This is a genomic window from Pseudomonadota bacterium (assembly GCA_026388275.1).
Lineage (GTDB): Bacteria > Desulfobacterota > Syntrophorhabdia > Syntrophorhabdales > Syntrophorhabdaceae > JAPLKB01.
The window spans coordinates 56,879-82,463 of record JAPLKB010000059.1 but is presented as its reverse complement, the minus strand read 5'-3'; the positions used below and the strand labels follow the sequence as shown (position 1 = coordinate 82,463).

Genomic DNA, 25,585 nt, shown 5'->3' with positions numbered 1-25,585 from the left:
ATCAAACTTTAGTTGTGAATCCGTTTTTTCAAGATTGATCTTAATGAAATTATGGCCTGTGAATGAATCTGGCAAACCCTTGCTTCGGTAATTGATAGTGTCCTGGCAATTTCTTTCATATTCATATCTTCATGATAATAAAGGCTGAGAACAATCTTTTGTTTTTCGGGAAGCCTTTCTATCTCTTTTGCAAGCATCTCTTCCAATTCGTGAAACTCTGCATATTTTTCCGGGTCATCGCTTTCATCCGTTACATAACTGATGATTTTTTCTCTGTCTTCTCCGATTGATTCATGCAAATCTTCTATACTTAGAATAGAAAGATTTTTATAGTCTTTCATCAATGACAAATAATCTTCAAAATCTATATGCATTTCCTCAGCTATTTCTTCTTCCTTGGGATATCTACCAAGCCTGTTTTCAAGCTTCCTTATGACTTCTTCTATCTTTTTTGCCTTAGACCTTGCACTTCTCGGGAACCAGTCTCTTGATCGGAGTTCGTCTATCATCGCACCTCTTATCCTGAGATAAGCAAATGTATTTAATTTTGCTCCCCTTTTTGTATCATACTTATCTATTGCTTCAAGCAGCCCTACGATACCGGCAGATATAAGGTCTTCTATCATATTTTTTTCTTCAAAACCTTTGGAAACCTTGTAAGCAAGATGTTTAATAATAGGAATGAATTCTTCAACAATTCTTTCCCTTTCATCTTCTATGTTTTGAGCATATGCCCTTTTCCACATATCAGGATACCAACCTATTGCAGATTTTTAAAAGAGCTTTTGTTGCCTGCGTATCAGGGAAATATTTAACCCATAATTTCTGTTTTCTTGTAGCCATATTGATATTTTTGTCCATTGGGATATAGCCGGTAAAATCAAGGTAAACATCTAAAAATTTATCTGTCACAGAGAGAAGTTTTTTGTATATCTCAAGGCCTTCCTTCTCGTCTTTTGCCATATTTACTATAATGTTAAAATCTTTTCTGCCTGTTTTTTTATATAAAACTTTAATTACAGCATATGAATCGGTAATGCTCGCCGGATCAGGTGTAACCACAATAAAAATATCGTCGCTGATTGAATTAAAATAGATAACATTGGAAGATATACCGGCAGAGGTGTCAACGATCAGGAAATCATATTCGGGTAATTCCCGGAAAGAGGAAAATAATATATTTTTTTCTTCTGCAGTAAGACTGGAAAACTCACTAACACCGGATGTACCGGGGATAAACCTGACACCGCCCGGACCTTCAACTACAATTTCTCCGATAGTTTTTTTCCCTTCGATCAAATCTTTTATATTAAATTTAGGAACTACACCAAACATGATATCTATATTCCCAAGCGAAAGGTCAGCGTCAAGAATGTACGTCGATTCACTGTTTGACCCAAGTATATAAGCCATATTTGAAACTATAGATGATTTGCCGACTCCGCCTTTTCCGCTAGTTACTGCAATAATCTTCTTTCGCCTGTTTTCCATATATTTCCCTCTAGTAGTATTTTATAAAACGTTTCATAATTCGGCACTAAAATATCACCAACATCCATGCCCGTTGTGAAGCAGCAGATCGGCCGTTCCAGAAGAATGAGATTGTGGCAGATATGTCCGAGCGTCTCTTCCTCATCAATTTTTGTAAAAATAAGTCCAGCAATATTCGAATCATTAAATCCATTGCAGTAGTTCCTTATTTTTTCATCCCTCGCACCTGCCGGTAAAAGAATTATCTTTCCTATATCTTTTAATCTTGCTGCAATCCTTTTCTGCAAATCAACATGTCCTGAAATATCAATAATTTTTCTTGTCCTGTCTTTTGTAATTTTTGAAAAAAGATCTTCTTCGCTTGCTGCAAAAGAAAACGGTATACCGTTAGTTTCTGAAAAAAATGCATGTTCATCCAAAAACCCTTTTCTCGCAGGGTCATATGCCAATACAGCGATATCTCTTCCCATGCTTGAAAGCAATTTTGAAAATTTTTTTGCCGTTTGTGTTTTTCCTGCACCCGTGGGTCCCAGCATTAAAATATGTTCATTTGAATTGACAATGTCGTGTATTTTTATTCTTCTTGCAAGCGCACCCCTAAAAAAGTAATTAGCCTTTGCAATATCATTTGCAAGCATACCTATCTCACCGTAAATTTCAGAAATCATTGAAACAGCAAGATGGATATCAAATCCATTTTTCCTCATCTTTTCAAAAAAAACTTTTAGAGGTAAAGGGTATTGTTTTACTCTGTCCCTTACTATTTCCAGTTCTAAATCAATAATCTTCTCACTTATAAATTTTGTGGTATAACTCCATATTTCTTCAGTCTTTTTCCTGACGACTTCTGTCGTATCTGTCTGGATTTCAGAATCATCATTCAATCCAATCGATATTTCACAACTTTTTCTTGCGTTTTGACTGGTATTTTTAATATCCAGAATTATGGTGTCTGCACCATATTCTTCTTTAATCCGCTCTATTCCATCTTTTATATCTTCAAAAACATACGTTTTAACTTTCATTAAGCTTTATAACCCCGCTTGTTTGTATTCTTATCTGCGGTGGAATTTCATTATGTGAAATTACTGCAATACCGTGGATATACCTTTCAAGGAATCTTCTTAATTTCCCCCTTGCAACAGGATGGACAAGCAAAATAGGCTGTATATTCTTGAGCATCGCCTTTTTCGCCTCATCTCCTATTTTTTCAATTAATCTTTGACTGAATGCAAGGTCAAAAGCAAATAGTCCTCCCTGATCAGATGGCTGCACACTATTAATAATTTTTTCTTCAAGTGACTTCTCGAAAATCAGGATATTCAATATTCCTTCTGAAAGATATGGCTTTAAAATGTTCCTGGACATACGTTGTCTGACATATTCTGTTATCAGGTCCGGGTCCCTCACACTGGAAGATGCGTCAGCAATGGCTTCAAGTATCGTTACGAGGTCTCTTATTGACACCTGTTCTCTGAGAAGATTCTGCAAAACTTTTTGAATAATACCTATGTTGATCTGGGTCTGCGATAGTTCCTCTACAACTTTCTGGTGTGTGGATGATATGGTTTCTACAAGCTTTTGCGTCTCTTGTCTTGTCATAAGGTCGTGAGCATTATTTCGTACTATTTCTGTTAAATGTGTTGCAATGACTGTTGGATGGTCTACAACCGTAAAACCCTCGGCAACACATTTTTCTCTGTCTTTTTCCTTAACCCATATTGCATCAAGATTAAATACAGGTTCTTTTGTAGTTATTCCATCAACAATATTATGTTTCTCCTCGGGCCCCATAGCCAGAACATGCCCGAGAAGCAATTCACCCCTGCCTACTTCGATGCCTTTTAAAAGGATAAGGTATTCACTTGCCTTTAACTGAAGATTATCCCTGAGCTTCATCGGCGGAACCATTATACCGAGCTCGAAAGCTATTTGTTTTCTCATTGCTCTTATCTTGCCAAGAAGTTCTCCGCCCTGTTCGGCATCTACTATAGGTATGAGTCCATAACCTATCTCTAATTCAAGAATTTCAAGAGGCTGGATAATCTCCATTTTTTCCTCTTCTGCTGGCTCCTGTTCAGGAATAACTTCTTCATCTTCCTGTTTCTGCTTTTTCATCATGTAGCCCATACCGAAAGTACAAGAAGAAAGAATTAAAAAGGGCATCATGGGAATTCCCGGTACCATGCCAAGAGAAAATATTACAATGGATGCAAGGGTCATTGCCTTCGGCTGGGTTAACATCTGGTCGACAACGTCCCTTCCAAGGTTAGAATCGCTGGCAGCCCTTGTAACAATAATACCGGCAGCAGTTGAAGTCAAAAGCGCCGGTATCTGGCTTACCAGACCATCACCAATAGTCATTATGGTATAAACCGATAGTGCATCGTCAAAAGACATACCTTTTTGAGCAACTCCAATTATCAATCCGCCTATTATGTTTACAAAAATTATAATAATACCGGCAATCGCATCGCCTCTTACAAATTTACTTGCACCATCCATTGCTCCATAAAAATCGGCTTCAAGTTCAACCCTTTCCCTTCTTTGCCTTGCTTCTATGTCATTCATGAGACCGGCATTCAGATCGGCATCTATGCTCATCTGTTTGCCCGGCATCGCATCAAGGGTGAATCTTGCAGCTACTTCGGCAACCCTTCCCGCACCTTTTGTTATAACGACAAAGTTAATAATTACAAGTATAAGGAAGACAACTGCACCGACAATGTAATTTCCGCCGACAATAAACGTACCGAACGCTTGAATAACACGACCTGCCGCATGCGAGCCCTCGTCGCCATGGACAAGGATTAATCTTGTAGATGCTATATTCAAAGAAAGTCTAAAAAGAGTTGTTATTAGTAAAATAGAGGGGAAAACGGAAAAATCGAGTGGTCTATGCAGATACATGCCTATAAAAAGGATAAGCAAAGATAATGATATGCTTAACGTTAAAAATATATCTATGAAAAAGCTGTTCAACGGAATAATCATGATAAGGATAACGAAAACAATGCTTACCGCAATTACTACATCGCTTTTCTCTTGTACCTGTCTGATGAAATTACTCTTCATCATAGTAATATCCTGTTTTTCTTTTTATATACCTGGGCAAGCAACTCAGCTACAATCAAATAAAATTTTTCCGGTATACTGCTGCCAACCTTAACGGAATAGAACAGAGCCTGGGCAAGCGGCTTGTTTTCTCTCAATGGAACACTATGCTGCAAGGCTACTTCTTTAATTCTTTGTGCAATAAATCCTGCACCTTTTGCCACTACTTTCGGTGCAGGCATCTCTTTCGGATTATACTTAAGCGCTACTGCAAAAGTTGTCGGGTTTGTAACAATTACATCGGCGTTTTTTACATCCTCAATCATTCTCCTCCTGGACATTTCCCTTTGGAGGCTCCTGATCCTCGATTTAATAAGAGGATTACCCTCTCTGTCCTTATACTCCTCCTTCACCTCCTGTTGCGTCATCATCAGCTCTTTATTGTGCTGCCACTTTTGAAACAGGAAATCAAGTCCGGCGATAAACGACAGAATTATGCTAACCTTTAAGGCTAAGCGGAAAGACGTTTTCCCAAGGTATTCTATTATCGTTTCTATGTCTTTGAAAGGAAGAGAGATCAAATCCGGTAATTCCTTAGTAATTATTGAGTACGAAATATATACAAGCACAATGATCTTTAAAAGAGATTTCAGAATCTCAACAGCAGATCTTTTCGAAAACAATTTTTTTATTCCGGCAGCAGGGTCGAGTTTTTCAAAATCAAACTTAATCGACTCAGAGTTCCACATAAAACCGGATTGTAAAACACTCCCCAATAAAGCAATTGCACAAAGCAGTGCGAATATCGGCAGGACAAGCCACAGCCATTTAAACATACTGAAAGATAATATCTCGTAAATAGTAGATACATTTACGTCGAGATTGATATTAGTCACATAATTCATATACACTTTGTACATCTCGTTAAAGCCGTGAGACACCGAATAGTACAAAAAGATAGCAGTGAACAGAACAGTAAAACATGAAAACAACTCCTTTGACTGGGCAACCTGTCCCTTCTTTCTCGCATCTTCAAGACGCTTTTCAGTCGGCTGTTCTGTCTTTTCCTGAAAGGAATCGGCCATACATTACACCATCAGTCTCATTATTTTTAAAATATCCATGTCCATAGCCCTGAAAATGTTGGCTATAGAGGTAGTCATAATACCCAATGAAAAAGAAAGTATAGTAAATGTTATCAATATCTTCATGGGCATGGCTTCGACAAATATATTTATCTGAGGAATCATCCTTGAAAGTAAGCCAAGGGCCAGATCAACAATAAAAAGTGTTACAATTAATGGCGCGCCTATCCTTAACCCTATTGAAAATATCTTGCCAATAAGATTGTTGATATGATGCAGCAGAGAATTATTAAGTACAATTGAACCGGGAGGAAGTTCCTTAAAACTGAGGAATATACCTTTAATAACAATGTGGTGAGCATCAATAGCAAAAAAAATAATGACTGTAAGTATATTAAGAAATTGCTCCAATACTGACACCTGCGTCATACTGACAGGATCCATAAAACGGGCAAAACCGAATCCTGTCTGAAGAGCCGAGACCTCTCCAGATGCATACACTATTGAGAAGAGAATTCTAACAAAAAGACTGATTGTCAGCCCGACAAATATTTCTTTAAGAACCAGCAATAACATATAATATGGATCGCTGCCAAAAGTGTTATTTACGCTCACAAGGTCATAGAGTAAAAAGGATATTGATAAAGACAATACTGCTTTAAACGAAATAGATACAGATCTTGTAGAAAACAACGGTATAAGCCACAGAATAGAGGCTACCCTGAAAAATATCAGAATGAACTTTTGACTGCTTATATTAAAATCAACAGGCATCATTTAACGTAAACCGGTATGTTTGAAAAAAGAGTGATGGTATATGTTGTCAGGACATTTATCATCCATGGGAACAGGACCATCAGGCATGCCGCTATAACAAGTATTTTAGGAACAAAAACGAGCGTCATTTCATGTATTTGTGTCGCTGCCTGAAAAATACTGATCAGAAGACCGACAACAATTGAAGCAAGTAATGCCGGCGCCATTACTATAAGCGTTGTTTTAAGAACATCTCTGAAGATTTGAACTATAACATCCTGGCCCATATTTTTTTCCTCCTGTCAAAAACTTTTAATCAATGAACCCACGAGTAAATTCCACCCGTCTACAAGCACAAAAAGCATGAGCTTGAAGGGCAGGGAAATAAATATCGGCGGCAGCATCATCATTCCGGCAGCTAAAAGAACGCTTGCCACCACCATATCAATAACAAGAAATGGAATATACAGAAGGAACCCTATCTGAAAAGCCCTTTTCAGTTCGCTTATCGCAAATGCCGGAACAAGTACCCGTATAGGGATTTCTCCCTGGGTTTTTGGCTTGTTTAATCCTGCAACACCCATAAAGAGCGCTAAATCTTTCTCTTTTGTATATTTAAACATAAAAATACTCATCTCTTTTGATGCACTCGTAAGAAATTCTTCAAAACCTATTTGATTATTCATATATGGAGATAGTGCGTTCGTATGGACTTTTTCGTAAGTCGGCGCCATAATAAAAAAAGTTAAAAACAGTGAAAGTCCTATAATGATCTGATTGGGAGGAAGTTGCGGTATTCCGATTGCCTGCCTTAGAAGAGACAAAACAATAATAATTCTTGTAAAAGAACTCATCAGTAAAAGAATTGCCGGGGCAAAGGCTAATACTGTAAGAACGATTACAATACTGATAAGATTCTTGTTACCCTCACTTGTAACAAACATGCCAAGCAGGTTGCCTTTTTCCTGGGTTTTGTTTTGAGCATTTGTCTTTGCATGAGCAAGAACAGGTACGAGAAACAGGGAAATAATAATAATGCCGATCAATAAAATTTTCATGCGCTTTTATCCGCCTTTTTCCATTTTGCAAGAAGGGTCAGGTCTTTATCTCCAACACCGATAACCAAAACATGCTCATTAACTTCTACTACTGAAACATACTTTTTGTATCCCAGGTAGATTGAATCCTGCTTTTTGAGATTATACTCAGATTTACCAGGCTTCAGATTGAGCTTAAATTTTCCTGCATATCTATACAGCAGCGCCATGCCGGAGATAATCCCCAGAAGAACAAAAACAACTTTGATAACGTTAAGATAGGCATCCATCATGCAAGCTTTTGAACCCTTTCTTTAGGTGTAACAATATCCATAATCCTCACACCTAAACGTTCGTTCACGACAACAATCTCACCCTTGCCGAGAAGCTTCCCGTTAACATAAATATCCACAGATTCACCTGCAACCTTATTTAATTCGATAATGGATCCTTTTGAAAGCGAAAGAAGTTCCCCGATAGCCATCTTCGTTCTTCCTATTTCAACAGAGATTTCAACCGGTACATCCAGAAGGCTATCCATGTTCAACTCAAATTTCTTCGCATTGCCTGTCTGATTTTCTATTAAGATTTCTTCCATCTTGCCTCCCATCTTATTTCAGGTATCAAAAAATATACTGTCTTAAGACTGACAGCATTCGTGCTTAAATCTATTTTCTGTCTATAGTTCTTTTGTTCTTTCAATTTACTGCTCCTTCTACCATAACTGCCTTACTTCCCTTTGAAATACCCAATTTACCTTTAAATTTTACTTTATCGTTTATCAGAACATCGACCGGGTCATCTACACATTTGTCCACCATTATTATGTTGTCTTCAGTAACCTTTAAGAAATCTTCGAGATTCATTTTCTTCTTTCCAAGGATAGCTTTAATCTCAAGTGGCACATCCGAAATCTTTGCCCTTAATTTTTTGAGCCATTTTTCCCTCATATCCATATCTTCACGGGAAGGAGTCGAGATCAGATAGCCTTTAATGGTTTCAAGAATACCGTAAGGAATGCATATCTTGATCCAGCTTGTGATATCTCCGACCTCTACTGAAAATTCACAAAGGCTTACTGTTTCCTCCGGTGACACCATGGTAATATAGTTAGGGTTCATTTCTGATCTGGAATATTTGCATTTTATCTCATAAACAGGAGTCCATGCTTTTTCCATTTCAACAGAAACAATGCCTACTATTTTCTTTATAACGCCAATCTCAATCTTCGTAAATTCCCTTCCTTCTACCCTTGTAGTTGATACGTTAGAATTTCCGAATATAGTTTCAAGCACTGAAAAAATCAGCTTTGCATCAAAAATTACTATAAAAAAACCTTTCAGATTTTCTGTAACAATAATGTTCATGTTTGTAGGGAGCGGTAATGTTTTAATGAACTCTCTGTATTCAATATACTGGATAGGACTCTGCTCAAGTTCGACATCCTTCTCGATGAAAAGGGACAACGCTGACCTTAAAGATTTAGCAAATCTGTCGTATATAAATTGCAATGCAGGCAAATTTTCTTTTTTGCCTTTTGAATACTGATGGAAATCAAATGGTTTGGCTTCAATTTTTTGCTCAGTTTCAACTGCAGCTGCAGCTTCAGTTTCAATCGGAAGTTCTATGTCTCCTTCCGACAATCCACTCATCAAGGCATCTATTTCTTCCTGCGACAGTATCTGTTCCATTTGCTCCCCTCACTGGATGATAATATCAGTGATATATATTGCCGTTAAGTCATCCGGATCTTTAAACATGACTTTCATGGCAGTATATAATTCCTGTTTAATAGTATTTCTATTTTTAACATCCATAAGCATCTCAGGTCCTTTTGTGCTCAAGACTGAAAGCACCTTGTCTCTTGCTATGGGCACCATCTTTTTTGCCTCTTCAAGAACTTTGGCGTCTTTTAGTTCGATTCCTATGGAGACTTTTGCAAATCTTGAACTGCTGCCCGATATATTAAAAAGAAAGGGTTCAAAAGACAAAATGGGACCAACTAATTTTTCCTTTTTTTGTGTTTTATGCTCAGCCATTCCTTCTTGCTTATCAAAATACTTCTGCATTATCTTATCTCCAAAAAAGAAATATGCTCCGGCTGCACAAACACTCAATGCCAGAAAAGCAATCAATAGAATTATCCTGAATTTCCCTTTTTTTTTCTCTTGCGGCTCCTCAACAGGTTCTTCTTCTTTTTGCATTTCTTCTTCTTCCATAGATCCCTCCTTTAACATTCTGCAAAAGCAATATACATGCCAAAGGGAACAGCGGCAAATGACCAGTTATGAGTTATAAACAATAACGGAATGTTACAGCTATATAGCTATTGATTTTAATGTGCGTTGCAGCATGTTTTGACAATTCCTGGATCATTCGAAACAGTTTTAACGTTGGAAAGAAATACATACATGTCATCTATTTGACATATACAAAAAGCTGCCTTTTCTCCATTTTTACGCCAAAATTCCCCTGGTAATAATGCAACGATTGCAGCAAAAAACAATGCGGCCATTGAAGCCTATAACAAGCACACCGTCACTCATACTTTCAAGGATTGTTGCGGTTATGGTATTGTCCATTTTACCTGCTCACAAAATTTTACTTCAGCCCGGCATTCTTTGGATAACCAACAAGCTGGTTGAGCATTATTTCCTGATCGTCTCTTAATTTCAGCTTTTTATGTAAAGCAGGAGCATCCATGCTTGCCCGGACAACTGATCCCAATCCCGCAGAGGCGCAGTATAAATAAACATTCTGGTAAATTGGCCCCGTGTTGCAGGCAGAAAAAAAGATCTGCTTTTGACGATCGGGGAACCCTTTCATCCTGGCATAGTCTGCCACGTAGAGCAAATGGAGCGGTGCCTCTTTAGCATATTGCTGCGGCCCTGGCGATAAGTGTCGCAGATCCTCTGCCAGGACAGGAACCAGACTGTGAGCCTTTGCATTGTAAAGGTACGCGCCTTGTGACATCAAGACATAAACATCAATGTTATGGCTATTGCCTGCCGAAGGCGCTGTGCGCTTTTCTAAATTCGTACGATTGATACCATAGGCTGCCCACAAGAGATCCGAAAGCATCTCCATGGGAATTGGTTGTGTACTATATGCCTTTGTTGAACATCTGTCCTTTAATGCCAGCATTAGTGGCTTGCCCCCCTCTATTCTGGGTTGGGGCAGAAAAATCGGTTTGATGTCCTGCGCCAATACAAGGCTCGAAACACAAAAAAGAACTCCTGCCACACAGCAAATGATTCTCAATGATTGTCTTCCCATTGTAAATCCTCCTTTCTTGTGTCTGTTCGGATATGGCATCTAAATTCCCGGTATTTTTCTGTATAGAGCGCCAGGATTTCTAAACGCAGAGGACATACCATATAGAGAATATAGCAAAATAAAACTTATATTTCAAAAACCTGACCCTAATTTGCTAATTTTTGTTATTTTTATGGGGCGCATATCGTTGCTTCTTTTTAAAATAGTCTCTACACAATTCCCGGCATGTTACACGCTAAAGAGTAGACTTATTTTCGGTCTGCCTGACGGAACATTTTTCCGCTTTGAGAAATTTTTTCCTCATTTCTGCTGCCCATCATACCCGCTCTGAAATACGTTAACTGCTGATATCATTAAAGATATTGACTATGCTGGTCCATGGCATATACATTGCTTTATATAATATAAGTTATTCTATCGCTCATAAGGAGGGAGCGAGGAACAACCTCACATAAACAAGGAGGCTAATTTGATTAACGCCGTAAGCGGAGCATCGAGTTCCGATTATCTATGGCAATTGCTGCAGGCATCAAAGAGCACCGGCACGAGTAGAAGTGCATCCACAAACAACGTTTTCAGTTTGTTTGACACCAATGGGGATGGTTCTATAAGCAAGAGCGAGCTGTCTTCGGCACTAAGTCGTTCATCATCTGCAAACCCTATTATGGGCTCTGACAGTGACAGCACATCGTCTTTTGTCAGCCTTTTGAATGCACTGAATGAGTCGATTGCCGGCGCCGCAGGCGCGAATAGCACCGGCTCTACAGGTCGTCTGTCAGGAGAAGAGATATTCAAAAAAATAGATATTAACGGAGATGGCACTCTGAGCAAGACAGAGTTTGAAATTAGCAGACCTTCCAATATGACAGTGACTCAGGCTGATGAACTTTACTCCAAACTCGATACAAATAAAGATGGTTCAATCAGTCAATCGGAGTTTATTGCGAAAGACCCCGGCGGCCCGAATGGTCTGCCTCCATTGCCTCCCGACGCTACGAATTGTACGAGCGGAAGCACCGACAATTCAAGCTCTATTATTTCATTGGCAGGGTCAGCCTTTATGCAAATCTTGAAATATGCTGCAAAGTCTTCAGCGGCAGGAGCAACTGGCGGTATATTGGGCATAGTGTAGCCATAAAGAAGACATGGGGAGAAAGAAATTCAATGACTGCCCAAAGAAGGGCAGATCTTTCTCCCTATAAAAAAAGAATCCGGCAGTGTATCTGATGAGGTGAATCCGCAGCCCCTGCATAAACTTTGTGATCTTTCATTGTTAATCTGTGAGAAAGATAAGTATGAATTAAATTTGAGGGTCATCGGATAATTTTTATTTATATTTCTGTCCCGCTCACAAACCATTGTCCATATTGGCTTTACGGCTGTTCATGGATTTTCCGAAAATGTTTCGGAAAATTCCCTGAAGGGTTATTTGGAGTGGCGGAAACCGTGCTTGATGAACGTACCGGCGCGATACTCGTCAAAGGCAGTCTGTAATTCCTCCTGGGTGTTCATCACTATCGGTCCGTACCAGGCAACCGGCTCGCCTATCGGTTTCCCTGAGATAAGCAGAAATCGTACCTTTTGCGCCTTAGTGGATATATCTACCTGATCGCCGTCATCGAAGACAACGAGGTTGTTGTTGCCTGTTGCGATTTCTCTTTTCGTGTCGAAATAACCTTCTCCTTCAATGACATAGGCAAGGACTGTGTGGCCCGCCCTGGTTTGCCGCGTAAAAGTTGAATGGCTCGGGATAGTCACATCCAGATATTCAGGATCAGTAACTATATCGGTAACAGGCCCCTTTGTGCCCCCGGCTTCACCGCAAATAATCCGTATTTTAACTTCATTCTCAGTGGAAATTTCAGGTATCTCATCATTTGTCAGCCCGCGGTAACGGGGCTCCATCATTTTGTGGGATGCCGGAAGGTTTGCCCATAGCTGGAAACCGCCCATCCGTCCCGACTTATCTCCTTTAGGCATCTCCTGATGGATAATACCGCTGCCTGCGGTCATCCACTGAACATCACCGCCGGCAATTACACCTGTATTTCCCATGCTGTCACCATGCTCGACACTACCGTAAAGAACATATGTAATTGTTTCGATTCCGCGATGCGGATGCCAGGGGAAACCTTTCAGGTAATGACGCGGGTCATCCGAACGAAAATCGTCAAGCATAAGAAATGGATCAAAATCTGGAACTTCGCTTGAGCCAAAGGCCCGTCTCAGATGAACTCCCGCCCCCTCAACAGCAGGCTTACTCTCCATCACTTTCCGGATTTTTCTGATTTTTTCCATCATTACCCTCCTTATCTTTGAATGTAGGTCTATTCTGCTTATCCCGCTGTTAAAACAACCAGCATTCCTTCATGCTGGAAAACACGGCCTGACATAACTCGTCCCCTTAACCCTTTAAGTTCTGTTATCATAATCCTGTCATACCATTTTCTCTATCAAATATTCAACCATTTCAGAAGGTTGGATATCAATCTGTACTTTATCAGTGGCTACCACTTCCGGTTTATTAAGTATATTGAAGTACTGAAGGATGTCCCGCGTCCTGCTCAAAGAAAATGCCGGCCCTTTCACAGGCTTCATCCATACTTTTACTGTTCTGAATACAGGAACTTAACTGATGCCCGAATTTATAATTTTTAGCAAAATAATAAGTAAATTCCTTAAGCCTGCCCAGCCGTCTTTCCGGTCGGAAAAGCTCATTGACAAGGTCCAGATAGCTGCTGTAAATCACAGGAAGAGATACTGCCGGTTTCGCGATGCTGCACCCGTAAAGGTCACGGGCAATCTCAGCAAAAAGCCACGGCTTGATCACCGCTCCGCGGCCAATCATCAGACCGTCGGCGTTGGAGACTCGCAGGCAATCACGAGCATCCTGGACAGAGAAGATTCCGCCGTTAGCAACAACAGGAATTCTGAGCCATTCCTTTATTCTGGCAATCAACTCCCATCGCGGTCTTCTGGCAAAAGACTCCTTCTTAAACCGGGCATGAACCGAGAGCATATCTATGCCTCCATCTTCGAGAATAGTACAGAATGACTTCAATTTCTTATCATCGAGTTCATCACCGAGTCTGATTTTTGCGGTAAGGGGCAGGAGCGTCCTTTTCCTTGCTTCGGCCAGGATACGACGGGCATTATCCGGATGTTCCATAAGTGCAAAGCCCGCACCATAATTTCCGACAGAGCGGGCCGGACATCCCATGTTCAGATCAATAGCATCCGCCTGAAACCTGTGAAGCGCATCTATAGCCGGTGGAATATCTCTGTCCGTGGAAATCAGGAGTTGATAGGAAAGCGGTTTTTCCAGAGCAGTCCTGATAAGACAGGGAGAAATCCCGGGGTTTTCCGTGGGCAGTCTTTTTGCCGAGAGCATCTCCGTTGATAAGAGTCCGACTCCGCCAAAGCCGGATAAAATCTGCCGGAATGCGCTGTGTGTAAGGCCTGCCATCGGGGCCAGAAACAAGGGCGGATTAATCCGAAGATTCTGAATTTCAATTTGCTGCATAGTCATAGTCAAAAGCCATTTCTCACAATCTCAAGGAGCTGTAATTTTCGTAGTCTTCTGAGGGTTCTGCAATCCTGTCTTCAATAGTTTTTAAATCATAAAGGTCTTCAAGCATGGTCTTAACTCTGTCAAGCTCTTTTATATCCACAATAGCCGCTACCTTCTGTCCTTTTTTGTCCGTCACAAACTGTTTAACGCTTATAACCTCTTTTTGCTTTTGTTTTGTTATCACTGTACCTCCATTGCTCCTGCCTGGCTGCATATTGTTTTATCATAATAAGAAAGTTTAATGCATAATTTTGTTCATTAGCTGCATCAAACCAGTGTATTTTCTGTCATAGCCAGCAAAGCATTGTCTGTATTGGTTCTACAGCGGATTAGCTGATTGGTTGACACAGTGTCAACCAATCTCCCGAAGGGGCTTTTGGAGCGGCGGGATTGTCTGATTTTTCGTCCGCCTTCATCTTTGTTCTGAGTCATTGCCTGACCCCTCACATCCTCACATCGTGAAAAGTTGGTTGCAAACAGGACTGATATATACTATAATTTAAGCACCATATTAAGTACTTCAGGAGGTATCGTCATGAATACTGTTGCAGCACAGGAGATAAAGAGACGGGGCATGAAAGCGGTGGACGAAAAGATCGAAGAAGGCCCGGTATATGTTATTAAGAACAATAAGCCTCAATATGTAATTCTTTCGGAAAAGCTCTATAGCGAACTCGTTGAAGAGCAGAGTTCCGCATATGTCGCACGGGTCCGCGCTTCACTACAGGACGTGAAGGCCAAACGCATACAAACATTCAAAGACGCTGAAGATCTGCTCAAAGCAATTGAAAAGGAAGACTGACCATGTATGTTATTCAGGCAACAGATCAGTTTCTTCGACAGGCAGGGAAGTTCTTTAAAAAGCACCCGGATCTCAAAGGGCGCTTTACAAAACTTGTCACAGACCTGTCAGAAGACCCCTTTCAACCGGCTCTTCAATTGCATCCTCTTACCGGGAAGCTCGAAGGTCTCTGGGCTGCCAGCCTTACATACAAATATCGTATTACCCTGACGCTTATGATAACAGAAAAGGAAATTATATTCCTCGATGTGGGAAGCCACGACGAGTTATACGGAAAAAAATGAAAAAGATAATCTGTCCTATAATTTAGAATGATATGTGCTGAATGGCTTCTGTATTGGTTTTACAGCGGATTAGCTGCTTGGTTGACACAGTGTCAACGAATCTCCCGATGGGGTTTTTGGGATGGCGGGATGTGACAGATTCCGAAAACTTTTACACTCCTTTCTCGTTTTTTTGTTCGGAATATACAATTGACTTATGCTTCGCTTTGGTGCCTCGTTTTTATAATTTCCTTTTTGTTCCTTCTTATTCGCAGAACATTATCTGTCTTGGTTTTACGGCGATTTATGGATTTGCCGACACAGTGTCGGCAAATTGCTTGAATGGGTCTTTGGGAGGCGGGAATTAAAGATCAAAAGCATATCTCCCGCAGAGTCCGCTGAGTGCACAGAGAAAGACAAAAATATTATTTCAACTCTGCGATCTCTGCGTGCTCGAACAACCGCAGGGAGTGGGCGAGAGAAAGAAGAATTGATTGTCTGTATCATTTATCTATTCTTTTTTTATGTTTTCCACCACACTATCTTTCTATACCCAACAATTGTGGTGGAAATTGGATTATATCGCAAGATGATCTTATGGCACTCCAGGTATGTGAACTCAACTTGACGGATTGACAAACATCATTGAGTCTATCTTTATCCAGGACAACCACACGGGTTCTTTGTCTTTTCTGATAATCTTTGTTTTAGCCATTCGTCTTCGATAAATCAATCTCTTCGGGAGGAATCAAAATCGTTTTGCCGTCGCGCCACACGGCAATGGGGTGCCCCTGTTTCTTGTGCTCGGCAATGGCATCAGCCACAGCCTCTTTCAGGGCCATTTCCGCTCTAATATCAAGAGGCATGTCTTTCAACAATTTTTTATTTACTGCTTGTCCCTTCATGGCGTCTCCACCTTTGCCCTTATTTCTTCAAATAGTTTACCATCAATCACTGTCAGTACTCCAGCCGTTTCTTTTGCAACCACACAGGGCAATAATTCTGAATTATCAAAAATAACCCATGAGTCAGCAAAATGACAATATAAATTAAACAGGTTATGGAGGCCTCTGTCAAACCTACGGCGCACAGTCCCAACAGGAACATTGTGTCCTCCCATGGCTACCCGTTCAGCTACTCTTTTTAATGCAAGGTCAATATTGCGCAGCCACAAAAAGAAAATATGAACCTCATATCCGTCCATCTTCATTTCCTTCAGTAATTTCACATATGTTTTGCCCGACAATGTTGTCTCAAAGGCAAAATCTGCCCGGCGCCTTCTGAATATATCTATCTCATCTATCATAAGCTTGCCTGCCTTAATGGCGGCAATTTCAGGTAAAAACGGAGACAGACCTGATGCTATTAAGTCTGCGTTTACAAAATTGGTACAGTCCGCATAATAGGGGAGGAAGCGTTGAACGAAGGTTGTTTTTCCGGAACCGTTCGGTCCGGCAATAATATAGAGTTTTGGCTTGTCCATTGATAATGTCACCTTTCAGTTTCCCTACTTCTTATTTTAGATAACCCGTGCCACATTATTTTTTCTCGTAAGTATTCAGCCATTTTAGCAAGTTGGCTGTTAAAATATTCTTTGTAAAGGGCTAACCCTTCTGTATTACTAAACATATTGAAATGGTGAAGGACATCTCGTGTTAATAAACTGGCCCCTCACATCCATATTATTTTACCATAATGAAAAGCTCAATATATATTTTTGTTCATTAGCTGCATTAAACCAGTGTTTTTTCTGCCATATCCAGTAAAGCACTGTCTGTATTGGTTTTGCGGCGATTTATGGATTTGCCGACACAGTGTCGGCAAATTGCTTGAATGGGTCTTCGGGAGGCGGGATGTAAAGATCAAAAAGATATCTCTCGCAGAGTGCACAGAGAAAGATAAATATATTAATTCACCCGCAGGGTATGCAATTTTGCCGGAATGGATCATTCTCTCAATTCCGGCAAAAGTTATTTCAACTCTGCGATCTCTGCGTGCTCGAACGACCGCAGGGAGTGGGCGAGAGGAAAAAGAACAAAGTCGAGTTTGCGGGACAGCCATGTGCTAAATGGCTTCTATCTAAGCTTTGCGGCGATTTGAGGATTTGCTGTAACTGTTACAGCAAATTGTCTGAGGAGGGTTTTGGTGGACACAGAAAGTATAAGATTTTTACATACTCTTCCCTCTTATTTGTTCGAAATATACAATTGAATTGCGCTTCGCTTTGGGGCCTTGTTTTCATAATTCCCTGTTTGTTCCTTCCTATCCACAAAGCATCGTCTGTATTAGTTTTACGGCGGATTAGCTGATTGGTTGACACAGTGTCAACCAATCTCCCGAAGGGGCTTTTGGGATGTTGGAATTGTCGGATTTTTCGTCCGCCTTCATCCTGAACTACCGAGGATTCTTTGGTAGTTGCCACTTCTCCCAACTCACATCCCTCTTCAGATTGACTTCAAGCGCAGGCGCGCCATCTGCGAATCGATAGAACACAATTCCCCCGCCGGTGTGCGAACTCGATGTACAATACTCTTTGTTCTCCAAAAAAACTTATGCTATATTTTGCCTTCAGGGAAAGCATATGGTTGACAGTCTGACACGTGAAAAAAGAAGTTGGAATATGAGCCGGATAAAATCCGGAGACACCAAGCCGGAGAAAGTTGTCAGATCTTTACTTCATTTAATGGGGTATCGTTACAGATTACATTGCAAGGACCTGCCGGGGAAGCCCGATATCATGCTTCCGAAATATAAGACAGTAATTTTTGTACATGGTTGTTTCTGGCACCGTCACTCCGGCTGTAAAAATGCCACGACACCCAAGACCAATACTGAATTCTGGGAGAAGAAATTTTTCGGAAATATTGTGCGAGATAGACAAAAACAGTCAGACCTTGAGCTTCTTGGATGGAACGTCATCATAGTTTGGGAGTGTGAGACGGAAAAATCACTTGAAAACCTTGCCTTAAAACTTCAGGAAAGTATATTGCATCCTTTGTTACAAACAGCAAATAATGAAGATATGCTCATGGTAGCAGAAACACGATCTAAGTATGGGGATAGAAAACCATAGAAACATTATGTTTAATTACGACGATGCCATAAATCCTTCCATCTCGATTTTTTGCCGTATTTCAAGAAGTCTTTGGCTCTGGTAGTAGTTGGGAATATTTGCTGGTATCCTTGAAGCAAGGGCCACCAGTTTTGTTTCCTCTGGAGTCAACAGTTTGTTGCTTTCGCTCCAGTCCTTTACTTGCAACCAGTACACGGCACCTAATTCCAGAACCTCCATTTGAGCAGAGATCCCTTTGTCGGTCTTCTGCAGGGACTTTCCATCTTTTGCTGCAACCCTCAGTTCATCTTTGTCGACCAATTCCTTATAGAATCCAGGCAACAGCGGTATTTGTAACTTCTCCGCTCTTTCAAAACAAAGCTTGTTCTTGCACCATTCTGTAACATTTTCCACAGGTCTATCAGGATCTACAATCACTTTTGACATGGCCTCGGCGATCAACTGAAGTTGCTTCAGGATTGCATCCGATAGCTGCTGCTTTGTCCAGATGGCTCGCAAATCAAGGGCCTGCCCCTTGCCCTCGACCTCAATACTGTTTGAAAGCTTGGCAATAGTGTAGGCAACAATATTTGCCCGGTATCCGCCCTGATACCATGTCTGCCCGGAGATCATTCGTTCCGTGTACTGCCACAGAATAGCCTTGGCAACAATATTTTTGAAATATTCTTCGCTGAAATCAACATCTGAAGCTTTCCATTTTTCATCAATCCACTCAGCGAAATATTTGAAGTTTTTTTGCGCCCCGAGACTGACAATATGCGGCATGCCTCTCCAAGTATTCTCATACTTGGCAAGATCCGTTTTTGTAAGCAATTGGGAACGTGGATTTTGTTGTAGGAACCGGCGTTTTTCAGATGGCGACAGTTTGGCCTGTTCGTTAAGAAATTGGCCTCTGGCCCGCTCATAAAACCAGTGCGTCTCATGCTGAGCGCCATCCACGGCCGGTGCCCATATACGCCTCGAATGCGTCTCTATTCTTATGTGGAATGGGTGATTAGAGAAGAAATCTGCATCACTCACCTTGTTCTGACTGTTTGCAAAACGGGAGATGAGCGGAATTACCTCCTCTGCTCGATTGGGCTCGATAACAGAGAGCTTCATTTGTATGAATATACCATCAAGTGCAGCTTTGTCTTTGCGCCTTGTATTGGTCAGTGACGCAGTTGTCTGTCCGCCGTTCACGATTTGAAGGTCCTTTGCCTGCGCCAGATACAGACTGTTCCCGGAATAAACAACTTCTGCTTCGCTGGCAGTTGCCGCGATACCATTGTTATATGCAAAAAACATAGTAGGTTGCTTCAGTATAGTGTTACGGATACCGCTGTTCACGCTCTTTGTTCCACGTATCCCCAGAAATGAACGAACGTTATTTTCAAGTAGCCGGCTACCGAATCTGTCGTAGAGGTCGGCAAGAATACTTCCCGGCATAACGCATAGGTAGGCCTTATACTCTCCGTCAGTCTGGCTCGCTTCCAGACAGGGAACACCATCATCCGCGAACTCCCGAAAATCTACGGTAAGCTCATCCCTTCCTGTCATGGATTCGGAAACCCTGTGGAAACGTGCAATGTCCCATATATGGAACTCGATAGGTTTGTCGTTAAGAGATTCCTCGCGCCAATCTTTGACACGAGCACTGAGAACTGCGTCGGTTACGAGGAAGAGGCGAAAACGCGTGATAAGATCAGGATGTCCATAGAGTTTGACGGCAAGAGCATGTGCCGGAGAACTGTTTTCCAGTACCGGATGCAGCATACCGGAAACCGCCTCCAAAAGAAATGATCGAAGTCTTGTAAACTGAGTGGTCGCATCGGTCTGCGTTAGCGTCTCAATATCATCATTACCCCGATAGTCAGCAATAATAAGGTTGTAAGAACCATCGGTATCATCGTAAGAATACCCATCTACGCGAAGCTTCAACCTGCGATCTCGAATCCCGCTTCCTGGATAATAACAGGGTTCAAAATCCTGTAATTCCTCTGCCTCTATGAGTCTCTCAGACACAACCGTCACGAACGCCGCTTGAGTCAGGTCTCCGTCGGCAGCCGCGCGTGACTTGACAGATTCAAGGAAATCTTTGCGGTAATCTTCAAGCTCCATATTATTCCTCCCTAGTGCCCACGATCTCATAAGGCAGACAAGCCTGAATATATAGTTCATATCTCACGCTGCTAACTGCTAACGGTAGCCGCGACCGTACTATCCTTGGAAACCCCTCACGGATCGCAAAGTACCGAAAACGGTCGAATCTGAAAAATAGTGTGCTATACTCGTCTCTATCAAAGTATCCGATTGACAAAAGCCGATCACCAAAGAGAGCTGACGCTGCTGGATCGAACAGCAGTTCCTGCCGTAGTTCAGCAACAATGCTTGAAAGACAAAACGCATCGGCATCAGTCCGATCAGTTTGGTTTAACACTACCAGAACCAGTTGAATCGGTCGGTCGGTATCATCCAATTGTTCAGCGGAAGAGATTCTCACGGTGAGCGCATCCGGTCCGATTGTCTTGATCTCGAAAATCCTGTCTACGTATCGAAAATCCTGTTCAGCATTCAAGGGTCCAACCCAGCCTTCGAGGGCAGAAATAGTACCATAGACCGGCAATGCTAACTGCCGAAGAAACAATAACTCTCCAAGAAGTCCCTTCTGCACTGATTCGTCAAGTAAACCCGTGCTACCGCTTCTAAGGAGTCGTTGCCACCGGACAAAACGGCTCAAGATAAGCTCACCAGCTTTCGATTTATCTGATATTTTTCGACTTGATTCCACAATATCCTCGCATAGATGCGAAAAGATCACTCCCAGATCGGGCCGCAAGAGAGAAAACATGAGAGCCCATCTGCCGTCCTGTCTCCGGCTACAAATAACTTGAATTGCTTGGCTTTGCATGGGAACATGTAGCTCACTTTCCATAACAAGAAGCAGAACACGGTGGTCCGAAATATCAACACCGATATAGAAGTCCAGAGGATGGTCCTCATCGACTCGCTGAAAACCTCTTCCCGGTCCGAAACTTCCCCAGCGTGACTCAAATGTTGTCATCAGCCATCTCCACGTCGTCATCAAGTTCTGTCTGAAACATGTTTCTCCATTCCACTAAGTTGATTCGGTATCGCACTTTGCGGGCATCAGTGCTGTCATTGAACTCCGGAAAACTCAAGCCTAACGCAATGAGAGGGTTACCCCCTGTATTGTAATCTCTGTCATATTGAACCGGCTTTACAATGTGGACGAGCAGGAGAGGTCTTGATCTCACTGGCGTGAAGGCCTTGTCAGGGACACTCTGATTCTTCTGCCGGTATTCCTCCTCTATACGAACCACTACATCCTGAGGAATACCCTCTCTGTCGATTCCTCGGGAACCAACCCGTGCCTTTGTGCCTGACACAAGAATCATCTTGGAGTCGTTTCTGGTTTCAATCCTACGTTTCTGAGGATGATAAACAATTCCAGCGAATATCTCTTCCGTTTCGCCACCGTTAGGCAGTACGATGTCCCACATCTGAAGCTTCGCTTCATCAGTGTTTTCCAAAAACTGCGCAAGGTCATCCTTCTGAAAGGTAAGATTTAGGGGGTGGCTCTCAAACCGCCTAAGAAACCGACAGATCAGTTCCTTGTTCACAGCCCTCCAAATGTTGTTTCCATAAGGCGACTTATCGAGGAGAATCCCATCCATTCTCAGTTTAGTAAACAGGCTTTCCGCAGCAGTAGCATTCGCCCGGATCATGTCAATGGACTGATACAGCCTTGGTGTCTCGATTCTTTGCCCACTTATAGAAATCACACGTTCAATTGTTCTGGCAGAGCGCATTTTGTTTCGAGCCGTAACAATGAGTGAATCTGGGTGGGCTCGCACTTTAAGCCCAAAGTCCTTGGGCGTAAGACTTAATGACTGCATCCTATAAATTTCGCTGCGCAGTTCCTCAGTTGCAAGTGCTATATATCGGTACCAGTGAATGGCTTCCACCGGTAGCCATATTCTACAAAGATCAGCGTATCCATCCCGATAACCGAACCAACGACCCATTTGCAGCAGAGTATCGTACATCTGAGAGTTCCGCAAAAAATAGCTGATGGAAAGACCTTCAAGCGTCAACCCCCTTGAAAGACTGTTTCCTCCGACGGCTACAACTCGTAAGCCTTTCTCACGGTATGTAGAATAATCAAGGCTCTTCGCTCCTGAACGCTGGTTTACTGACCTTACCTCGATCGGGAGCGCAGCTTGGAGCAGGGAATGTTGAACATCGAGCCATGCAAATCCGGCATCCGAAAATTCTTTCTCCCAAGTGTTCCTGATTGCTGCAATTACTTCTGATCTACACGCTTCTTTGATATCAAGTTGGCTGTAATTCCTTATTTCTCGGTTAATCTCCCGCAATTCATAGTCCAACAAACGTGCCACCTGCTCCTGTATTCCGGTGAATCGGCTTACATTCACCAGCATTGACCGATGAGTTCCATCCTCACCTCTAAGGTCGCGTATTGCGTTAGAAACGATGAAGCTGCGTACGGCTTCCATCAGGCTCCCAGGAAGTGATTCAACTATCAAAGTGATTCTGTGCCTTAATGGAAATATTATGTCCGAATCATCTATTTCTCTGAGGCAGTCGAGATGTGTTTCTTCTCCAAAAATTGACTGAGTACCAATGTAGTTCGTCGGTGCCTCTAACGCATAGATGAAATGCTTCGGGAACAGATCATCGCCTACCATATCGTTCTCGGAATCAGGGTCGATGAAAATATTCGCAAAAGGAGTTGCCGTAAAGCCGATATAAGTTGACCTCGTAAAAAGGTGCAAGAGTGCTCGGATTCTTTCGTTGATAGCTGTCGGATCATCTGAGTTTGGGCTGGTATTTATCGAAGCATTATCGGCTTCATCGTCAATAAGCAACATAGGTGTATCAATTCTTCCTGAACTACCAACATTATATGAACGAAGCCAATTTTCTAGATTCTCCAGAATTCTTTTGTTTTTCTTGACCACTACCAGAACGGGCTCTGCAAAAGCACTCAGTTTAAACCCCAGTTGATTCATCAGTTCGCTTTTGAAGTCATATTTTGTAGATGTAAAAACCCCTGCCATCCTGATCCGGTTGAGTATGCCAACCCCAACTTCTCTTGTTGTTCGCTGCTGCGAAAGGAGACCGGAACTGTCAAGTCCTACGAAACCTGCATCCAAACGTTCCTGTGTCTGACGGCGAAGATTTTCCAGTGTACCCGTCAGAAGTATAATAAGCCGGTAGCCAGCGTCTGCTGCTTTGCAGCATAGAGCGGTATAGTTTGCAGTTTTTCCCGACTGTACATCTCCCACTACCAACCCTCTACGCAACCACGATTCTGTTTTGATAGGATTGCCCATTAGGTCGAGTATTTCGTCGGTGACTCTATCTAGAGCGTTGACAACTCTTGGCGACCACACACTCTGAATGAGATATTTTTCGTAGCGATTCCAGTAATAAGGATCAATTTCTGGTTTTCGTGCAAATAGCCACGGCTGGTGATCTTCAACAATAGCAGTACCAGTATCCATGTTGATGCTTAGTCGTGTATGAAGTTTTCGAAGAACTGTACTGGCTTCCTCTTCTGAGATAGGAAACATAAGCCGAAATCCCTGGACAAGTTTCAGAATATCTTCTTCTGTAGGCAATTGATTCGGCCGAATAGTGGTTACCACCAGATTTTCAATCATCTGTTCATTCTCGGTAGGCATTTGACAGCTCCTTTAAAATGGATTCTGTGATTATAGGATATTGACAAAAAGGGTCTATGAAAGCAAGGCCTTCCAAGAGACTTGTTTTACCTCCCTCAACGGCTTCTGCAGTTTCAAGAAGAAAAAGTGCTAATTCTGTTAGTCTTTCTTTTAAACCTATTTCCGTAAATTTCCTCGGGCGATCAGACGCCATATCTGCATATAAGGCATCTGCCGGAAAAGTACTTTCGATTGTATCCAAAAAGAGATCAAGCATTTTTCTGTTGTCTACATCCAGTCCGGCTCTGAACGCTTTCATAATGGGATGTTCCCTGTTTATAACGTAACTGATACCATCTCTGCCTTCGAAGCGGTTCCAGGAATGGATTAGGTTGTCAGTCTTGGTTATGCGGCCTCGATAGGTGTATACTCTATGACTTGTTCCAACAATTTTATTAATTATCCGGCTGAGATTTCGTCTTACTTCCTCCGGCGGATAAGCTGTTGATTTTTTTATGTCGAGGGTCCACAAATGATCGAGGGCATTCGGGATGTTTACGCTTACACGGGCCAGCTTTGAAAGCTCCGCCCGTTTCGTTAATCGAAACCATGTTCCCCATGTAATCAAGCGATGATTGCGATATACGTAGAACCCTTGATTGTGTCGAAGACCTTCCTCTCCGCCAGCAGTGCGTAATTCATCAGGTGAAAGCTTACTTATATGAGGCAAAATGTAAGCTTTTATTAAAACATTATGATTTTCAACCATTATCAGTTCTTCTTGAAGAACTTGCGTAGCAGAATGCTTGGAAAAAAACGGATCAAATGCAGATACATAATTCTCATTCATGCGAATCTCAATCTTGTTTTGGTTTGTTTCGCCAGAAAGGTATTTGTGGAATACCAAGGCAAGATGTAGTCGTGCTATATCCATTTTCCCTGAAAGTGCATCCTGTATATTACGTTCACCGACTGCCACCCGGTCAAGCTTCTGCCATAGCACAATTGTACCATGACCTTGTGCTTTTAGACTTTTTACAAATGGCAACTGTTCAATTTCATCACCCTCGGGCACATATAGGACCCAGTCATCGCGTGCCGCGATAAGATCAATGTCCCAACATCGTGCTGACAGTTGGCCTCCTTTCAGGCTGATAACGGTGAGTTTCCGACATTGTGAAAGAGAAGCAGTCTTCAAGCCTAGACCAAACCGACCAAGATCATTTACGGCTCTCACTTCTCCAGGATCACGGTTTCCATGCCTCATAGCTTCAGTGAGTTCGCTTGGTGTCATACCAATGCCATCGTCAAAAATTAAAATATATGGATCATCATGTGGTGAATATCGCACATGAATTTGCTTTGCACCTGCGGATATGCTGTTGTCCATAACATCAGCAATGGCTGATTCAAGCGAATAACCGGCAGACCTTAGAGATTCTATTAGTGCCGGAGCATATGGTGCGATCACTAATTCGGACATGTTA

General features: G+C 41.9%; 28 protein-coding genes. 4 read left to right on the top strand and 24 right to left on the bottom strand.

The window, feature by feature from the left end; translation table 11 throughout:
- Positions 1 to 8: 8 nt before the first annotated feature.
- From NT010_14500 to NT010_14435, 14 genes are all read right to left on the bottom strand, one after another.
- A complete protein-coding gene (locus NT010_14500; GenBank protein MCX5807248.1) occupies positions 9 to 746 on the bottom strand; it encodes a FliA/WhiG family RNA polymerase sigma factor in 738 nt (245 codons plus the stop codon).
- Position 747: 1 nt separating this feature from the next.
- On the bottom strand, positions 748 to 1,491 hold the full coding sequence (locus NT010_14495) for a MinD/ParA family protein (GenBank protein MCX5807247.1): 744 nt from the start codon (positions 1,489 to 1,491) through the stop codon (positions 748 to 750).
- Positions 1,458 to 2,516: a hypothetical protein gene (locus NT010_14490; protein ID MCX5807246.1), complete on the bottom strand. Its 1,059-nt coding sequence runs from the start codon at positions 2,514 to 2,516 to the stop codon at positions 1,458 to 1,460. Before NT010_14490 ends, NT010_14495 begins: the two co-directional genes overlap by 34 nt.
- On the bottom strand, positions 2,506 to 4,566 hold the full coding sequence (flhA, locus tag NT010_14485; GenBank protein MCX5807245.1) for a flagellar biosynthesis protein FlhA: 2,061 nt from the start codon (positions 4,564 to 4,566) through the stop codon (positions 2,506 to 2,508). The genes NT010_14490 and flhA overlap by 11 nt, the downstream gene beginning before the upstream one ends.
- Positions 4,566 to 5,630: a flagellar biosynthesis protein FlhB gene (gene flhB, locus NT010_14480; protein ID MCX5807244.1), complete on the bottom strand. Its 1,065-nt coding sequence runs from the start codon at positions 5,628 to 5,630 to the stop codon at positions 4,566 to 4,568. Before flhB ends, flhA begins: the two co-directional genes overlap by 1 nt.
- Positions 5,631 to 5,633: 3 nt before the next feature.
- Positions 5,634 to 6,407, bottom strand: a complete 774-nt coding sequence (fliR, locus tag NT010_14475) for a flagellar biosynthetic protein FliR (GenBank protein ID MCX5807243.1) — start codon at positions 6,405 to 6,407, stop codon at positions 5,634 to 5,636.
- Positions 6,404 to 6,673 (bottom strand): flagellar biosynthesis protein FliQ, encoded by a 270-nt coding sequence (gene fliQ, locus NT010_14470; protein MCX5807242.1) that lies wholly within the window; start codon positions 6,671 to 6,673, stop codon positions 6,404 to 6,406. The genes fliR and fliQ overlap by 4 nt, the downstream gene beginning before the upstream one ends.
- 15 nt (positions 6,674 to 6,688) lie before the next feature.
- Complete coding sequence (fliP, locus tag NT010_14465) at positions 6,689 to 7,330, bottom strand: flagellar type III secretion system pore protein FliP (protein ID MCX5807241.1); 642 nt, start codon at positions 7,328 to 7,330, stop codon at positions 6,689 to 6,691.
- 110 nt (positions 7,331 to 7,440) lie between these two features.
- Positions 7,441 to 7,716: a flagellar biosynthetic protein FliO gene (locus NT010_14460; protein MCX5807240.1), complete on the bottom strand. Its 276-nt coding sequence runs from the start codon at positions 7,714 to 7,716 to the stop codon at positions 7,441 to 7,443.
- Positions 7,713 to 8,021, bottom strand: coding sequence for a flagellar motor switch protein FliN (gene fliN / locus NT010_14455; protein ID MCX5807239.1), 309 nt, complete (start codon positions 8,019 to 8,021; stop codon positions 7,713 to 7,715). Before fliN ends, NT010_14460 begins: the two co-directional genes overlap by 4 nt.
- 100 nt (positions 8,022 to 8,121) lie before the next feature.
- Positions 8,122 to 9,114 carry a flagellar motor switch protein FliM gene (gene fliM, locus NT010_14450; protein MCX5807238.1) on the bottom strand — a complete coding sequence of 331 codons (993 nt, stop codon included), beginning with the start codon at positions 9,112 to 9,114 and terminating at the stop codon, positions 8,122 to 8,124.
- Between the two features lie 9 nt (positions 9,115 to 9,123).
- Positions 9,124 to 9,642: a flagellar basal body-associated FliL family protein gene (locus NT010_14445; protein ID MCX5807237.1), complete on the bottom strand. Its 519-nt coding sequence runs from the start codon at positions 9,640 to 9,642 to the stop codon at positions 9,124 to 9,126.
- A gap of 237 nt (positions 9,643 to 9,879) precedes the next feature.
- Positions 9,880 to 10,005 (bottom strand): hypothetical protein, encoded by a 126-nt coding sequence (locus tag NT010_14440; GenBank protein ID MCX5807236.1) that lies wholly within the window; start codon positions 10,003 to 10,005, stop codon positions 9,880 to 9,882.
- 19 nt (positions 10,006 to 10,024) lie between these two features.
- Positions 10,025 to 10,699 (bottom strand): SagB/ThcOx family dehydrogenase, encoded by a 675-nt coding sequence (locus NT010_14435; GenBank protein MCX5807235.1) that lies wholly within the window; start codon positions 10,697 to 10,699, stop codon positions 10,025 to 10,027.
- Positions 10,700 to 11,168: 469 nt separating this feature from the next.
- On the opposite strand from NT010_14435, the gene NT010_14430 reads away from it, so the two are divergent.
- Positions 11,169 to 11,831 (top strand): EF-hand domain-containing protein, encoded by a 663-nt coding sequence (locus tag NT010_14430; protein ID MCX5807234.1) that lies wholly within the window; start codon positions 11,169 to 11,171, stop codon positions 11,829 to 11,831.
- Between the two features lie 293 nt (positions 11,832 to 12,124).
- Here the strand turns inward: NT010_14430 and NT010_14425 are convergent, their stop codons facing one another.
- The 4 genes from NT010_14425 to NT010_14410 form a co-directional block, all read right to left on the bottom strand.
- The gene (locus tag NT010_14425) at positions 12,125 to 12,997 is read right to left on the bottom strand and encodes a pirin family protein (GenBank protein ID MCX5807233.1); all 873 of its coding nucleotides are present in this window, start codon (positions 12,995 to 12,997) and stop codon (positions 12,125 to 12,127) included.
- A 226-nt stretch (positions 12,998 to 13,223) separates the two neighbouring features.
- Positions 13,224 to 14,228 carry a tRNA-dihydrouridine synthase family protein gene (locus NT010_14420; GenBank protein ID MCX5807232.1) on the bottom strand — a complete coding sequence of 335 codons (1,005 nt, stop codon included), beginning with the start codon at positions 14,226 to 14,228 and terminating at the stop codon, positions 13,224 to 13,226.
- A gap of 16 nt (positions 14,229 to 14,244) precedes the next feature.
- On the bottom strand, positions 14,245 to 14,454 hold the full coding sequence (locus NT010_14415) for a hypothetical protein (protein MCX5807231.1): 210 nt from the start codon (positions 14,452 to 14,454) through the stop codon (positions 14,245 to 14,247).
- Positions 14,455 to 14,537: 83 nt separating this feature from the next.
- The gene (locus NT010_14410; GenBank protein ID MCX5807230.1) at positions 14,538 to 14,702 is read right to left on the bottom strand and encodes a hypothetical protein; all 165 of its coding nucleotides are present in this window, start codon (positions 14,700 to 14,702) and stop codon (positions 14,538 to 14,540) included.
- Positions 14,703 to 14,805: 103 nt separating this feature from the next.
- On the opposite strand from NT010_14410, the gene NT010_14405 reads away from it, so the two are divergent.
- Together NT010_14405 and NT010_14400 are read left to right on the top strand one after the other, a co-directional pair.
- Positions 14,806 to 15,072 carry a prevent-host-death protein gene (locus NT010_14405; protein MCX5807229.1) on the top strand — a complete coding sequence of 89 codons (267 nt, stop codon included), beginning with the start codon at positions 14,806 to 14,808 and terminating at the stop codon, positions 15,070 to 15,072.
- 2 nt (positions 15,073 to 15,074) lie between these two features.
- Entirely contained in the window at positions 15,075 to 15,356 is a 282-nt protein-coding gene (locus NT010_14400) for a type II toxin-antitoxin system mRNA interferase toxin, RelE/StbE family (GenBank protein ID MCX5807228.1), read from the top strand.
- A 686-nt stretch (positions 15,357 to 16,042) separates the two neighbouring features.
- Here NT010_14400 and NT010_14395 read toward each other — a convergent pair.
- Both NT010_14395 and NT010_14390 read right to left on the bottom strand, forming a co-directional pair.
- Entirely contained in the window at positions 16,043 to 16,240 is a 198-nt protein-coding gene (locus tag NT010_14395) for a hypothetical protein (protein ID MCX5807227.1), read from the bottom strand.
- On the bottom strand, positions 16,237 to 16,818 hold the full coding sequence (locus NT010_14390) for a zeta toxin family protein (protein MCX5807226.1): 582 nt from the start codon (positions 16,816 to 16,818) through the stop codon (positions 16,237 to 16,239). The genes NT010_14395 and NT010_14390 overlap by 4 nt, the downstream gene beginning before the upstream one ends.
- A gap of 1,098 nt (positions 16,819 to 17,916) precedes the next feature.
- On the opposite strand from NT010_14390, the gene NT010_14385 reads away from it, so the two are divergent.
- Positions 17,917 to 18,408 (top strand): very short patch repair endonuclease, encoded by a 492-nt coding sequence (locus tag NT010_14385; GenBank protein MCX5807225.1) that lies wholly within the window; start codon positions 17,917 to 17,919, stop codon positions 18,406 to 18,408.
- A gap of 15 nt (positions 18,409 to 18,423) precedes the next feature.
- On the opposite strand, the gene NT010_14380 is transcribed toward NT010_14385, so the two are convergent.
- From NT010_14380 to NT010_14365, 4 genes are read right to left on the bottom strand one after another with little or no spacing between them, the layout of a single operon-like run.
- On the bottom strand, positions 18,424 to 20,508 hold the full coding sequence (locus tag NT010_14380; protein MCX5807224.1) for an AIPR family protein: 2,085 nt from the start codon (positions 20,506 to 20,508) through the stop codon (positions 18,424 to 18,426).
- Position 20,509: 1 nt separating this feature from the next.
- Positions 20,510 to 21,451 (bottom strand): PD-(D/E)XK motif protein, encoded by a 942-nt coding sequence (locus NT010_14375; GenBank protein ID MCX5807223.1) that lies wholly within the window; start codon positions 21,449 to 21,451, stop codon positions 20,510 to 20,512.
- Positions 21,438 to 24,119 (bottom strand): Z1 domain-containing protein, encoded by a 2,682-nt coding sequence (locus NT010_14370; GenBank protein ID MCX5807222.1) that lies wholly within the window; start codon positions 24,117 to 24,119, stop codon positions 21,438 to 21,440. Before NT010_14370 ends, NT010_14375 begins: the two co-directional genes overlap by 14 nt.
- The gene (locus NT010_14365) at positions 24,103 to 25,581 is read right to left on the bottom strand and encodes an ATP-binding protein (GenBank protein ID MCX5807221.1); all 1,479 of its coding nucleotides are present in this window, start codon (positions 25,579 to 25,581) and stop codon (positions 24,103 to 24,105) included. Before NT010_14365 ends, NT010_14370 begins: the two co-directional genes overlap by 17 nt.
- Positions 25,582 to 25,585 lie beyond the last annotated feature (4 nt).

Excerpts from the sequence above, each read along its gene's own strand:
- NT010_14435 (MCX5807235.1), bottom strand. The coding sequence starts at position 10,699 with ATGGGAAGACAATCATTGAGAATCATTTGCTGTGTGGCAGGAGTTCTT.
- NT010_14400 (MCX5807228.1), top strand. The coding sequence starts at position 15,075 with ATGTATGTTATTCAGGCAACAGATCAGTTTCTTCGACAGGCAGGGAAG.
- NT010_14390 (MCX5807226.1), bottom strand. The coding sequence starts at position 16,818 with ATGGACAAGCCAAAACTCTATATTATTGCCGGACCGAACGGTTCCGGA.
- NT010_14425 (MCX5807233.1), bottom strand. The coding sequence starts at position 12,997 with ATGGAAAAAATCAGAAAAATCCGGAAAGTGATGGAGAGTAAGCCTGCT.
- flhA (MCX5807245.1), bottom strand. The coding sequence starts at position 4,566 with ATGAAGAGTAATTTCATCAGACAGGTACAAGAGAAAAGCGATGTAGTA.
- NT010_14500 (MCX5807248.1), bottom strand. The coding sequence starts at position 746 with ATGTGGAAAAGGGCATATGCTCAAAACATAGAAGATGAAAGGGAAAGA.
- NT010_14440 (MCX5807236.1), bottom strand. The coding sequence starts at position 10,005 with ATGGACAATACCATAACCGCAACAATCCTTGAAAGTATGAGTGACGGT.
- NT010_14420 (MCX5807232.1), bottom strand. The coding sequence starts at position 14,228 with ATGACTATGCAGCAAATTGAAATTCAGAATCTTCGGATTAATCCGCCC.
- fliR (MCX5807243.1), bottom strand. The coding sequence starts at position 6,407 with ATGATGCCTGTTGATTTTAATATAAGCAGTCAAAAGTTCATTCTGATA.
- NT010_14495 (MCX5807247.1), bottom strand. The coding sequence starts at position 1,491 with ATGGAAAACAGGCGAAAGAAGATTATTGCAGTAACTAGCGGAAAAGGC.
- NT010_14460 (MCX5807240.1), bottom strand. The coding sequence starts at position 7,716 with ATGATGGATGCCTATCTTAACGTTATCAAAGTTGTTTTTGTTCTTCTG.
- NT010_14410 (MCX5807230.1), bottom strand. The coding sequence starts at position 14,702 with ATGACTCAGAACAAAGATGAAGGCGGACGAAAAATCAGACAATCCCGC.
- flhB (MCX5807244.1), bottom strand. The coding sequence starts at position 5,630 with ATGGCCGATTCCTTTCAGGAAAAGACAGAACAGCCGACTGAAAAGCGT.
- NT010_14370 (MCX5807222.1), bottom strand. The coding sequence starts at position 24,119 with ATGCCTACCGAGAATGAACAGATGATTGAAAATCTGGTGGTAACCACT.
- fliN (MCX5807239.1), bottom strand. The coding sequence starts at position 8,021 with ATGGAAGAAATCTTAATAGAAAATCAGACAGGCAATGCGAAGAAATTT.
- NT010_14365 (MCX5807221.1), bottom strand. The coding sequence starts at position 25,581 with ATGTCCGAATTAGTGATCGCACCATATGCTCCGGCACTAATAGAATCT.
- NT010_14385 (MCX5807225.1), top strand. The coding sequence starts at position 17,917 with ATGGTTGACAGTCTGACACGTGAAAAAAGAAGTTGGAATATGAGCCGG.
- fliP (MCX5807241.1), bottom strand. The coding sequence starts at position 7,330 with ATGTTTGTTACAAGTGAGGGTAACAAGAATCTTATCAGTATTGTAATC.
- NT010_14445 (MCX5807237.1), bottom strand. The coding sequence starts at position 9,642 with ATGGAAGAAGAAGAAATGCAAAAAGAAGAAGAACCTGTTGAGGAGCCG.
- fliQ (MCX5807242.1), bottom strand. The coding sequence starts at position 6,673 with ATGGGCCAGGATGTTATAGTTCAAATCTTCAGAGATGTTCTTAAAACA.
- NT010_14375 (MCX5807223.1), bottom strand. The coding sequence starts at position 21,451 with ATGACAACATTTGAGTCACGCTGGGGAAGTTTCGGACCGGGAAGAGGT.
- NT010_14405 (MCX5807229.1), top strand. The coding sequence starts at position 14,806 with ATGAATACTGTTGCAGCACAGGAGATAAAGAGACGGGGCATGAAAGCG.
- fliM (MCX5807238.1), bottom strand. The coding sequence starts at position 9,114 with ATGGAACAGATACTGTCGCAGGAAGAAATAGATGCCTTGATGAGTGGA.
- NT010_14395 (MCX5807227.1), bottom strand. The coding sequence starts at position 16,240 with ATGAAGGGACAAGCAGTAAATAAAAAATTGTTGAAAGACATGCCTCTT.
- NT010_14490 (MCX5807246.1), bottom strand. The coding sequence starts at position 2,516 with ATGAAAGTTAAAACGTATGTTTTTGAAGATATAAAAGATGGAATAGAG.
- NT010_14380 (MCX5807224.1), bottom strand. The coding sequence starts at position 20,508 with ATGGAGCTTGAAGATTACCGCAAAGATTTCCTTGAATCTGTCAAGTCA.